The following is a 13,062-nucleotide window of genomic DNA, read 5'->3' as shown; positions in this document are numbered from 1 at the left end:
ATCCCAGCCTACGATGCTGGCGTGTATCAGTTGATCGCGACGTTATCCGACAACTGATCCGGCAATACGAACTGAAAGCCGCGCTGTTCCAGCTGCGTGAGGATGTCGTCGAGCGCAGCGGCAGTGATCGGTTTTTCGTGCATCAGCAGAATGGACTGGTCTTCCGTTTGCGACAGGCTGAAGTCGCGAACCTGCTCGGGATGCTCGACCCAGCTGTCCTCGCTGTTGGCGTTCCACAGCATCTGCTGCATGCCGAGCGACTTCGCCATCTCACCAACTGCCGGTGTGGTCGAGCCGAACGGTGGGCGGAAATAAGTGGGGCGCTTGCCGGTGACGTCGGCGATGCGTTGATTGCAGCTTTCGATCTGCTGGCGGATTTCAGGCTGGCCCAGCTTGGCGAGATTCGGGTGATCGAACGTGTGGTTGCCGATCAGATCGCCCGCGCTCTCGAACTTGGCCAGCTCGCCGCGCGTTGCGTCATTGATGTGGCTGCACACCAGAAAGAACACGGCATGCGCATGGTGCTTTTGCAGCGTCGCCAGGATCTGTTCATCCAGGCCCTCGCCGTACGGACCGTCATCGAACGTGAGCACTGCATATTTGCGGCCGGCCAGCACGTCGCTGATCTTGCGCAGGCTGAAGCCGCTGGCGTGCTTGATGCCGCCCATTTCCGGGGAGAGCACGAAACGCGGCGTCGCCATGCCATGCGCCGTCAGCAACATTGCATACAGCACGAGTGTCAGCAGCATGCTGCACACGAAAAGGTAGTGGCGGTAGCAGGCGTAGAACAGCGACATGGCAGCACGCTCATCGTGGGTGGCGCCTGCCTGAGCCGGCGCGAAGGGTCTCCAACGTCGTGTGCCCCCTGCTGCACACGACGTTGGCAAAGCCTTCTAAGCACGCGGCGTGCCAGGGGTTCGGCCCCCTCTTGAAGGTGCCAACTGCGTGTTAAAACAGGCCAGTCGGCTCACGCCGGGCCCGGCAAGAACCCACCAAGGCGCACTCCAGCCGGTATCTGTGTATTCCCGCGCCCTTCGATGGCCCGTGCAGACCTGACGTGCGGACGTGAAAAAAGTGACGCAGCGGGTCCGCTAATGCCCCGTGCCACCAAGCCGCAGATCCGCCTGCAGCATGAATTCACGCCCGTAGATGTTGTAGTTGTCGTTATTGAAGTACGGGTACAGCACGTCGCCCGTGTCGCTGGGCGGCATCTTGTTGGTGATGTTGTTGATCAGCAGGGATAGCGCCAGGTTGCGCGTGGGATGGTAGGTAGCGCTGGCGTTGAAGGTGATCCACGGCGACACGCGCGCCGCGCCCGGCGTGCCGATGCCGGTGATGGTGGCCGCGTAGTTGGGCGAGGGGCCGTAGCGATGCCCATACAGCGTGCCGCTCCAGCGGCCGCCCGGACTGGTCCAGGTGGCGCTGCCGCTGGTGATGCTCTTGAACTCGGTGCTGTATTCCGCGTTGGTGAGCTGGTTGATCGGGGCCTGCCCGGGCGCAATCTGATAGGTGTGCTTGAGCATGTCGTTGTAATCGAGTTGCAGCGTGAGCATGCCGGCGTGAAACAGCGCGAAGCGATAACGCGCGCTGCCCATGATGGACTTGGTGACCTCGTTGGAAAGATTCGCGTAGTACGTGATCACGCTATTGATCGGTCCATGCGCACCTTGGCGCTGCACCTGGCTGAGCGCCGTGTCGCATCCGGTCGAGCCGGCATCGAGCTGGCCGAGCAGGCATTGCGACTCGGTGCGCAAAAGCAGATCGAGGTCTTGCTGCACGACTTCGTTCTGGATCGCGATATGCAGGTAATCGAGACTGAGATCCAGGCCTTCCACCGGCGACCACACTGCACCCGCGGTCCAGCTTTGTGCCGAGGTCGGTTGCAGCTTCGTGTTCGCCAGCGTCGTGCCTTGAACGTAGTACTGATACGCCGAGCCGCACGTTGCATTGTGCGCTTGCGCGCAGAAGTAGTAATCGGTGGCGAGCGTGAAGAAATCCGTCGGACCCAGATAGATGGAGGAAAGATCCGGCGCCTTGAATGACGTGGTGTAGTTCGCCCGCAGCAGCAGGGAATCCACCGGCCGGTATTCCGCGCCCAGTTTGTAAGTGAACTTGCGATTGTCGTTGCCGCGATCGATGGCGTAGTAGTCGTAGCGGCCGGACAGGTCCAGCGTCAGCGCTTTGAGCAGCGGCAAGTTCAATTCAAATGCGGTGGCGGCATGAAAACGCTGCCCACCACCACCGGTGGCGGCGTGCTCGTAAATCTCATCTTGCGTAAACAAAGGATTGCGCGGCTGGTACCACGCTTCGCTGCCGCCTTCGGCCAGCACGGCAAAACCGGCGTCGCCACCGGGCAGGGCAAACAGCGATGCGTTGCTGAGCGTGGCGCGCGTGTCGTTGATCCAGGTGTTGCTGAAATCGTTCACACCTTGCGCGAAGCTCGCGTATTGCGCTGGCGTGAGCGCGCGGAAAAAGCTCGCAATGTCGGGACGGTAGACAGGAATGCCGTTCTGGGGATTGACGCCCACCTGCGGCCCGAACACGGTGCCGAAGTACGCATCGATCTTCGACTTGATCCACAACGGTTCGACCTCGGCGGTGCGATCGCCGGTGCGCAGGTAATAGATATCCCAGTTCCAGCCCGAGTCGCCCCAGTTGCCGTTGACGCCGATATCGGCCTGATAGAGCAGGTCGTTCTGCCGCACCATCTGTCCCGCGATGCCGCCGGGCATTTCTTCCGGCGCGAAGCTTCTCTCGAAATACAGATAGTGACCCGTAGTGGCGTCCTCGATCAGTTGATGCGGAACGTCGTCGCTCGACCAGTAGGAAATGCCCGGGAACCAACGCTGCTGCTGCCAGTTCGCCATCGCATCGGCATACACCCGGACATCGTCGGAAACCTGATACGCAAGCTTCAGCATCCCATCCAGGTTGCGCAGCTGATTGCTGTAGGTGGTGTAGCCATCCACTTTGCGCGAACCGCAATAGATGCCGGGCGGACTGGGCGGCTGGGTGGGAAGCGGCATCGTGCTGCCGCCAAACAACGGGTTGGCGCAACCGTTCGGCGGCGTCACATTGCTGAGCGCGTGGCCGGTAAACGTCTGCGCCGTGCCGTAGTCGAGGATGGCGGACTGCAACTGCGGCACGTTGTCGTTGGCCGTCAAGGAACGCTGATAACCCCAGATCGGCGAAGCGTTGTCGAACTGGAGTGCGCCGAGCACATGCCATTTGCCGACGTCGCGGCCATACACGCCGCTGATGCGCTGATTGGCGCCACCGCTATCGGAGTAGCCGCCGGTGCGCACGGATATCTCGCCACCATCCAGATGCGACTTGGTGACGATATTGATCACGCCGCCGATCGCCTGCGAACCGTAGATCGACGACGCGCCGCCCGGCATCACATCAATGTGGTCGATCAGCGCGACCGGAAAATTCGCCACGCTGGTGAAGTTGATGGTGCCGTTGTAGAGCTGGCCGAAGTTCGCCACCGGCTTGCCGTCCAGCAGTATCAGCATGAACTGCGGTCCCAGCCCGAACAGGCTGATCGGTTGCGCGCCCTGCGTAAACGAGCGTGCTGCTTGCGGCCCTTGCACGGGGCCGGTGGCCAGTACCGAGTTCTGCAACGCGTCCGACAGATTGTTGAAGCCGCGCGCACGAATGTCGTTGGCGGTGATGGTGAAGGTGGGTGTGGCGGTCTGGATGTCGGCGTTGCTGATCAACGAGCCGCTGACGGTGACTGTATCGAGCGTGCGGGGTTTTTCGATCACCACCTTGCTGGCGGGTGCTTGCTCGAGCGGTGCATGGAAACTTGCCACGGGCTCCAGCACGAACGTGGCGGCGTTGATGGCCTTACCGCTCAGCCCAGTGCCGATGAGCAATTGCTTCAAGGCATCGGCGGGCAGCAGTCGCCCGGAAACGCCGTGCGTGGTTTTGCCCGCCACCAGCGACGGGTCGTAGACGAGCTGGAGATCGCCTTGTGCGGCAAGTGCATCCAGCGCATTGCGCAACGGACCGGCGGCAACGGCATACGCTTGCACCTTGGCAACGGATTCACCGGCCAGCGCCGGCGGCACGGACATCACGGCGATACCGCCTAGCAGCAGCGGGCGCATGCCGGTGATGGCGTGACGGATCACGGAGGCAAACGCTCCTGCATGACCCACGATGCGCGGCCAGCGAATCCGCGGCACCCATCCACCACCACTCCCGCGCATTCCGCTCTTCAGCCTCCCCGTCCCATCCCCGCAACCGGAGATGTCCCCGCCCGCATGTCCGGGCAGATCGATGATAGGGCAAGGCGAGACGTTCGTGCGGTCCCGTCGGCATATGCTAAGAGCCTGCCCGTGCCCGGGCCGGCTCCAACGACGGGATTAGCGCGGCTGAAGTGACTTAAGGCAACACTGATTAAGTATCGCCGTCGTCACCCGCCCTGTCTGTTCGCAGGGCACAGGGCCGTCGGCGAAGGCAGACTGGTTGTCTGTCGAGACGACGGCCCTGTGCCCTGCGGACAGACAGGGCGGCCTCACATATAAATTCAAGGGATGGGTGATGCCTGGAAGGCCCCTAGGCTGCGCAGTGCGGCTTGGCAAGACGGCCAGTCTTCCCGGCGCCACGCGAAACACCCTGCGGGCCTTCCAGACATCATGACGACGGCGATACTTAATCAGTGTTGCCTTAAGCACGCATCGCAGCATTGGCGAGGATGCGTTCCCTCCCCTGCGTGCAGGGAGGCAGCGGATCGTAGCAAGCAACAAGTTTTTGCATATGCGATAGCCATCCACACGAAACGGACTGGACGGGTGCGCGCTGAACCAGGCGCGCGCCCTCAAGGATGTACTGGCCGCAGTCCGCTCTGATGGAATTTCCCCGCTCATATTTCCGTCTTCACTGACACCTCACGCTCCTTGGGCGCTCGCCCCGCGCGGATATGATCCGAAAACGGTGGCAACTTGGCTTACGTTGAATGTGCATTGACACGCAGTCATGTGCAGACACGTACACCCCAATGCGCTTGACAAGGACATCAGAGAATTGGACGCATGAGCGCTGGATGGAAAACCGTTACGTTAGCGGCACTATTGTTATTGGCCTTGTTGGCGGGCGAATACCTCGCCGGTTGGCTGGTGATCTTCTTGTTACAGGTACCGGTGCAGCTGGGTGTCGGCACCTATTGGCAGTATGTGCAGGCCATCCACCTGCCGCAGGTGGCGCCCTATGTGTGGAAAATCAAACTGGCCGGGTATGCCGGTTTCGGTGTGCCCTTGCTGGTGTGGGTGATGCTGGTTGCGCTGCTGATCAAACCGCGCGCAAGCGCGTTTCATGGCAGCGCCCATTTCGGCAACCTTGCTGATGCCAGGCGAGCTGGTCTGCTCAAGAGAGCGGCGGAAAGCGTCATCATCGGTAAGCTTGGCCGCCACTACCTCTATTTGAACGGCACGGAACACATCGTCGTTGTCTCCCCGACCCGGAGCGGGAAGACCACCAGCCTAGCCATCCCTGACTTGCTCACTTACGAACACTCTGTCGTCGTTTTGGATGTCAAGGGCGAGCTTTACATATTGACCAGTGGCCAGCGCGAAGCCATGGGGCAGGTGGTCTACAAATTCGCCCCTTATGCCGCCGATGGCAGCACCCATCGCTTCAACCCATTGACGTGCGTGTCGACGAATCCGCGCAAACGCATCAGCGAAATTCAAACCATTGCCGCCATCCTCTATCCCGACGATCCACAGAAGGACCCGTTCTGGATCGCCAAGGCCCGCTCGGCCTTCCTCGGTTTTGCCTCCTATATGTATGAATGCTGGGATTACCGGATCAAGCAGGGACAAAAACCTGATCCCAATCGCGACCTCGCATTTCCCAGCTTCGAACGCATCTACCGCCTTTCCACGGGTGATGGAGAGGGCGGTGATCTTAAACAGACGATCAGGCAATGGCTCGGCACATCCGTCATCAGCGAGCAAACGCGCACGGAACTATCCGGTCTGGTTGGCCTATCCGAGGAAACCTTCTCCTCGGTGATCGCCAGCATGCAGGAGCCGTTGCAGCAGTTCATCAGCCCGATTCTCGCCGCGGCGACCAACGCCACCGACTTCGACGTGATGGCGCTGCGCCAGCGGCGTATGTCGATCTATGTGGTCATCCCGCCTGACAAGCTAGGCGAATCGGGCAAGCTGTTGAACATCTTCTTCTCCACCGTGGTCGGCCAGAACCTCAGGTCGACACCCCAGGACGACAAAACGATCAAGAACCAGGTGTTGTTGCTGATGGACGAATTCGCCGCCATGGGCCGCGTGAAGGTGTTGGCCGATAACATCTCCCTCATCGCGGGCTACTGGATACGCCTTATGACCATCATCCAGAGCAACTCCCAGCTTCGCTCCATCTATGGCCCCGATGTCGCGCAGACCCTTTCCACCAATCACGCTGCCTGCATCGTGTCCACGCCGCGCGAACAACAGGACGCGGAAGACTATTCAAGGGCATTGGGCAACACCACGGTGCGGCGCCGCCAACGCAACACCGGCCCCAATGGCACCACCTACAGCTATACCGAAGAAAGCCGGCCCCTGATGCTGCCGCAGGAATTGAAAGAACTATCCAACAATCTGCAGATCGTCTTTCTCAAAGGAAGCCCGGCCTTCCGCTGCAAGAAGAACTGGTATTTCAAGAGCCGCTATTTCAAGAAATTGATTCTTCCGCCGGTTGAGATGGAGCCGTTGCCGCAGGCAAATAAGCCTGAGAAGAAAACCGCGCGGGAAGATGGGGTGGTTGTGAGTTAGCGTTTAAGTAGGAGTGAGGGGCGATGAACCTAAAACAGATGACTATTGTGATGACTCTAGTTGCGACAGGAGCAACAGCTTGCAATGGAGAAGGAACGCAGCTGGAGACGATGGGAACTGCAGAGGCATCAAATAAAAATGCAGCAGATCGCACCGACGAAAAAAAGGCATTTCCATCTTCAGTCCGACTGATGAATACCTATGGAGATAAGCTAACTTTTCGCGAGCTCAGTACAATCTCTGGAGTGGATTGTAAAGACCCAGACAAAGGTCTTGGCTGCGAGACAGGCAATTATGAAGTCGGGGATTACTCGGACGTGGAGTTATCGCCTGACTGTGACCAGCACGGTCACTTCGCGGCCGTAACAAATAAGAATGGAGCGGTACTAAGAGATCGCGCTCCGCCACAGGACACCGTTTCTTTGGCGACCCTGTCCGAAGGGCAGTTGGTATGCATACAAGCTACCGCGCACGTCAAAGGCATGCCGATTTCGTACTACGTCGTAGCTGTGCCCATAGATAGTCTTCAGGTCTGTAGCGAAACTCCTCGTTGTGCCAAGTATGGGGGCCGCAAGGTGGAGTGGCATGTGAAACACGAGGGTGCTGCCTGCAAATCGGATGGCCTCTGGAATTTTTCAGGTGTCTGTGCGGCTGGATGGGTGCGTACTGACGATCTTGATGCCCATCTAAATGGATTTTAGCGGTCCCGCGATAGCCGAGCGGTCGCGCCTAGTGTCAGGTGCTCGCAGATGAATTGACAGGAGCGAACGATGAGTGATGGGTTGGTTAAGCGCTTGATTCAAGCAGAAGGAAAAGTTCGAGTCTTTGAAATGGATGACGGGAGCGTCGTTGAAAGAGGCGGAGGAAGTGTTTCCTGGCGCAACAATAATCCAGGCAACCTCAAATTCGAGTACGCAGAAAGCGCAGATAAAACTGTCAGAACAAGATGGACGAAGGACGATGCTCTAGCGAGAGCGCAACGTCAATACGAAGGCATTGTTGACCTTGATCAATGGGGTAATGCGATTTTTGAAAGTTATGAGGCTGGGCGGGCAGCGAAGATTCAATTGCTAAGGCGCAATCACAGCGAACGAAATGTTGAGAGCATGCTAGAAAGCTATTCAAGAGCAGATTACAGCGGTGCGGTGAACCATAAGGCTCAAGCTGAATTCATATATGCCGAGGGTACACGGCAAGGTGTCGAACTAAGTAATAAGACCATCGGAAGCATGACTGATGCTGAAATTTCTGCTTTGGCGGACGGCATCAAGGGTTTTGAAGGATGGCGTGTTGGCGATACTCGCGCTATAGGGATGGGCTATGAACGGGCATCCTTTCGTGAGCACAGCCGCGAGGCAGAAGTTACTCTTAACAAAGGAACTAAAAGCGAAGCCGTCAAAGCACTCCAATCCGACCTGGCAACGCTCGGCTACACCGACAACCGCGGCCGTGTCTTGCAGGTCGACGGACACTACGGTCCAAGCACCGAAGCCGCTGTACGCGCTTTCCAGGGCGAATATGGCTTGAGCGTTGACGGCATAGCAGGCAAACACACGTTGCAGGCCATTCATGGCCAGCGCTCGCTATTGGGCGTCGTTCCCGCTTTCGCGCCGGAGCTGGACGGCCGTTATCCAGTGCAGGTTGAAGCACTGGACACTGCCCACCACATGCAAGCACCGGCGCGCAATCCTTTCGCAAATCCAAGCCATCCCGACCATGGTCTATATGCCGAGCTGAAGGAACGCATCCCCGACGCGTCGGAAAATCGCCTCATCCAACTTGCCGCGGCCTGCCATATGGCAGGCATCAAACCCGGGCATTTGCAGGATATCCACATCGGCAAGCAAGGGATTCTGATGACGTCGGACAATCTATCCGTTCCTCCCATCGTGGTGGATATCGCAAATCCAGCCCCGCCGGTCGAACAATCCGTGCAGCAGATGCAAGCTTACGACCATCAGTGCGCTATCGGTGCGCAGATGCGCACACAGGAACTGGCGCAGGCACACATCCAGCAAGGTCCGACGATGGGCGGGCCGCATAGATAGTTCAGGTGCTGGAGCAACGATCCAGCAGTCTGGTGCGATAGTGACCTTGCAAGGGAGTGTGCTTTTATGTCCTCGATTCGCAGCCACATAAGAAGGAATTTCTTCCGGAAGTCCAGGAAAAGGCTGAAAACCATCGATATCAAGGACAAGTTCGTAAGGTCGAGCATTTGCAGGAGTGGAAGGCAAGCTATGAGGACAAAATTTGGGAGATGGAATCAAGGCTTCTGGAAACAGAGGTGTAATTAACCAAAGTCACCCGTCAATTTCAGGCTACACAGCACATCATCGACCTTCTGCTCGCCAGCACGCCTCGGCCCGACGTGCTGTTGCACGATTGGCACCGCAACTTTCCAGAACTGATCGATTTCCTTACCGAGGACGTGCCTATCGATGGCATGCCCCCGCACCTGCAGGAGCCGATGGTGGCTTGGCAGTTCATCGTGCAGCGTTGTACCTCCATCCTAGAGCAAGCCGCAGCGTACAGAACATCACCAGGCGACAGGGACCAAGACGAATGAGCGCGCGCCCTGTAGGCATTCCAGGGACAGCGCTCTTTGTTGAGGGCACCTTGTCTGGCCATAGCCCAGCGCTTTGCCAGCCAACCCGATTTCGGAGGCGAAAGATAAGGTAAGTCGAGTTAGGCCCTGCCAGCCATTTAGGTATCGTCTCCCCGGCGACAGCCCTGCCTCTTGATCAAGAGGCAGAGATCAGGTCCGAAGTAACCCGCCCGCAACGGCACGCGTCCCTGCGTGCCCAAGCTCACGATCAGAACGTCAGGCTCCAGTTGTTGAGCGTGCCGTAGTCGCCGTAGTACTGCGGATCGTTGTCGATCACCTTCAGCTTCCACGTGCCATTGGCCGGCACTGACGACGCGTTCACGGTCCAGGTGGTGTTGATGTTGCCGTCATCACCGTAGTCGGGGTTCTGCAGCACGGCGTAAGCGCCGTTCGGTGCCACCAGTTCGATGGTCAGGTCGCCCGACCAGTTGTGCGTGATGCTGGCGTGCACCTTCAGCGTGGCCGGTGCATTGCCGGACAGACCGCTCACCGCGATGCTGCTGGTGATGGTGGCGTTGTCGTTGATCACCACTTGCTTGGTGTTGCTGAACGTGCCGCCGGTGCCGCCACTGCTGCTGCTCACGGTCACCGAGGTGGACTTGGTGTTGGTCGCACCGGTGCTGTCCGTGACGGTCAGCGTGACGGTGTAGGTGCCGGCAGCCGCGTAGGTATGGCTGGGGCTGGCCGACGTGGACGTGCTGCTGTCGCCGAAATTCCACGCGTACGAGCTGATGGTGCCGCCGGTATCGGTGGAGCTGTTGGCGAAGCTCACCGTCAGTCCGTTCACCGTATCGGTGAAGTTCGCCACCGGATTGCCGGTGCCGCCGCCGCCCGTGCCGCCGCCGGTACCGCCCCAGTACTTGGTGACGTAGGCGTTGAACTTGGCGATGTCGAGGCTCCCCCAGCCGGTGGTGTTGTCGTAGCCCGCGGCGGCGTTGTAGCCGTAGCCGTTGTAACCGTTGTTGCCCGAGGTCACGTCATGCAGCGGCGTGGCGTCTTTCGGGAAGTAGGCGTACATGTTCTGCGTCGGCAGACCCAGCGTGTTGTTGTTGGCCGATTCGATACGCGCCCACAAGCCGACGAACAGCGGCGAGGCCAGGCTGGTGCCGCCGACCTGCTGATTGGCCTGGCCGTTGATCACGATCAAGGCGCCCGAGCTGGATGCCGCGTCGAACGCTACGTCTGGCAGCTCGCGCTTGGTGACGGATGAGCCGAGCGCCGTGGTCTGCCAGGCCGGCGCGCTTTCGAACAGGCTCACGCCGCCACCGGTTGCCCATAGGCGTTGGTTGTTGTCGCCGCTGCTTGGATTGACCGCGGCAAGGCCTTCGTTCCACACCGTCTCGCCCGACCAGGTCGTCGTGCCACTGGTGCTGAGCGTGGTGCCGCCCACGGCCACCACGTTCGGCGAGGTCGCCGGTTCGCTGACGCCGTAGTGGCTTAGATCGATCTGCACCGTGCCGCTTGAATTGGCAACGTAGCCGGGCGCGCCCGAGGTCGGATCGCTCGACCACTGATATACGCCCGCATCGCCCGAAGCGATCGAGAAGGTTTGTCCTTGCGCAACCGCTTGCGCAAACACCTTGTCGTCTGCGGCCTGCGTGCCGGAGTTGTTGGCCGCGGTTTCGTCTTCGCCCAGCGAAACGTTGACCACCTTCGCAAGGTTGTCGGTCACCGCCTTGTTGTAGGCCGCGGTGATGGACGCGTCGGTGAGCTGGCTGTCCTGGCTGTCGCCGTTGACCGCCGCGTAGAAGATCAGCTGCTTCACGCCACCGGACATCGCCACGATGTCCTGGCTGTCCAGATCCCATTCCGACGGGTCGCCATCATTGGCCAGCGTGCCGCTGCCGCCCGCGACCGTCTTCGTGCTCACCGTGGCCATGCCGGCGCTGCTGGTGAACGTATTCAGATCCTTGATGGTCTGGGTCATGTCGCCCCAGGTGATGATGCCGACCACGGTGTTGGAAGCCGTCGGCGTGGTGCCGGCGTCATAGATCTTCGGGAAATCCGTGGGGTTGTGACCCACCACGCCGGCGGCAGCCTGTGCCTTGACCACATCGCTGCTGATGCGATGCGACATCACGTGCGGCTTGGCGTAATCCTGCAGGCCGAGCACGCCATCCACGATGCCGCCCAGCGATTGCGGCACGGTCACGTCGGTGCCGTTGGCGAAATGCTGCTTGCCCTTGAAGCTGAAGGTCTTCATGTTGGCATTGAACGCGGCATTCGCGTTGGCAGCGGTGCCGTCTGCCGAAACCAGCAGATTGTTCGCGGCCACTTTGATGTGGGTGAAGCCGGACGCCTGCATGTGCGCGACCACCGCCTGCACTTGTGCATCCGTCGGTGCATATTGCGCCTTGAATTGCGCCGGTGTCAGAAAGTGATGGTAGTTCGCGCTGCCCGGCTGATTCACCGAGGCGAGAAAACTCTGCAACTGATCGACATTGCGCAGATTGAGGCTCACTTCCACGTGCAACGGCTTGCTGGCTTCCAGCGGTGCGATCTGCGTGGCGTCGATGGACGGATGACCGGTCATCACCAGCGTGGACATTGTGTTGCTGACGTTTTGAATGCCCGCATGCGTACGCGTGTTAGCGCGCGTACCGGCAGCGTGTGCCGTCGACAGCAGTGCCAGCGACAACGCTGCCGGCAACAGCAGTGGACGCATCCCCAACAGCCCGAAATGTTTCGACATGTATGAACTCCCTCGATTTTTTAAGGGCAAACGAACCCGATGCGGCTCGCAGGCCCCATGCGATAGTTGTTGCCGCGCGTGCGGCAGGTGGATTCACAGCAATGCCCGGCGACGTCGAATAACGTCATCAACGGCTGCGTCCCCTCGATCCCTCCACGCAAACCGTATTGCAGCGTCGCCGGTTCTTAAGACGCGTGCGGAGAAGACAACCCTACCTGATAGATGCAAGCTTGCGAGGAGCTTGCGTTATGCATCACGCATGCTGCGCATGTGCGATGACGTTGCATATATGCATCGTCATGTCACGTAGGCTGGGATGAAATCCCAGCATCGGAAATATAAAAAAACGCCGGGAATTTTCATCCCGGCGTGTGCAAAGACACAGGCATGCATCAGCGCATCGCTGGCATCAACGCAACAACACAACCTGCGTATCGCTCACGCGCTTGGCGCGAATCGCCCAACCCTGTTGCAGCAGCTGCAAGAACGTCTGCTGATCGCTGGTGCGGAAAATGCCGCTGACGTGGATGTTCTGCAGCGACGGATCGCCGATCGAAAGCTTTGTGTTGCTATAGCGATTCATTTCGAGCAACAACCGCGGCAGGCGCCAGTCGTGCACGAACAGCTTGCCTTCCGTCCAGCCTTGCGCCTGTTGCAGATCGAGCGGATGCACCGGCGTGATGTGCCCGCTGGCATCGAAAGCAAGTCCCTCGCCACCGATCAGCGAGGCGCTTTGCGTCATGCCGTCCGGTGTCTGCGTGGCGATGGCGAGTTTGCCTTTCAGCAACGCCACGTCGGTGGAATCGCCATCGAGGCGCACCTGGAATTGCGTACCCACTGCCGTCACGGTGCCGCTGCCCGCATGCACCACGAACGGCCACGCATGATTGCCTTGCACGCTGAATTGCGCCTGCCCGTGCCGAAGATCCACGCGCCGCGTGTCCGGGCTATAGCTCACCGAGACTTCGCTGTCGGTGTCG

General features: G+C 59.5%; 7 protein-coding genes. 3 read left to right on the top strand and 4 right to left on the bottom strand.

The features are described 5' to 3' along the window. Positions 1-26: 26 nt before the first annotated feature. Together VJR68_RS08060 and VJR68_RS08055 are read right to left on the bottom strand one after the other, a co-directional pair. A complete protein-coding gene (locus VJR68_RS08060; protein ID WP_324147157.1) occupies positions 27-797 on the bottom strand; it encodes a polysaccharide deacetylase family protein in 771 nt (256 codons plus the stop codon). Positions 798-1,091: 294 nt separating this feature from the next. Then, positions 1,092-4,139 (bottom strand): TonB-dependent receptor, encoded by a 3,048-nt coding sequence (locus tag VJR68_RS08055; RefSeq protein WP_324147156.1) that lies wholly within the window; start codon positions 4,137-4,139, stop codon positions 1,092-1,094. A gap of 954 nt (positions 4,140-5,093) precedes the next feature. Here VJR68_RS08055 and VJR68_RS08050 point away from each other — a divergent pair. From VJR68_RS08050 to VJR68_RS08040, 3 genes are all read left to right on the top strand, one after another. After that, positions 5,094-6,785 carry a type IV secretory system conjugative DNA transfer family protein gene (locus VJR68_RS08050; protein ID WP_324147155.1) on the top strand — a complete coding sequence of 564 codons (1,692 nt, stop codon included), beginning with the start codon at positions 5,094-5,096 and terminating at the stop codon, positions 6,783-6,785. Between the two features lie 23 nt (positions 6,786-6,808). Beyond that, entirely contained in the window at positions 6,809-7,486 is a 678-nt protein-coding gene (locus VJR68_RS08045) for a hypothetical protein (RefSeq protein WP_324147154.1), read from the top strand. 69 nt (positions 7,487-7,555) lie between these two features. Next, on the top strand, positions 7,556-8,833 hold the full coding sequence (locus VJR68_RS08040; RefSeq protein WP_324147153.1) for a peptidoglycan-binding domain-containing protein: 1,278 nt from the start codon (positions 7,556-7,558) through the stop codon (positions 8,831-8,833). Positions 8,834-9,598: 765 nt separating this feature from the next. Here VJR68_RS08040 and VJR68_RS08035 read toward each other — a convergent pair. Beyond that, on the bottom strand, positions 9,599-12,082 hold the full coding sequence (locus VJR68_RS08035; RefSeq protein WP_324147151.1) for a protease pro-enzyme activation domain-containing protein: 2,484 nt from the start codon (positions 12,080-12,082) through the stop codon (positions 9,599-9,601). Between the two features lie 409 nt (positions 12,083-12,491). Further along, positions 12,492-13,062 (bottom strand): FecR family protein (locus VJR68_RS08030; RefSeq protein ID WP_324147149.1); only part of this gene is annotated, 571 nt, incomplete at its 5' end.

The sequence above is a fragment of the Dyella sp. genome, assembly GCF_035277725.1.
Taxonomy (GTDB): Bacteria; Pseudomonadota; Gammaproteobacteria; order Xanthomonadales; family Rhodanobacteraceae; genus Dyella_B.
Note: the sequence above shows the minus strand (reverse complement) of the source record. Positions and strands in the feature narration are given on the sequence as shown.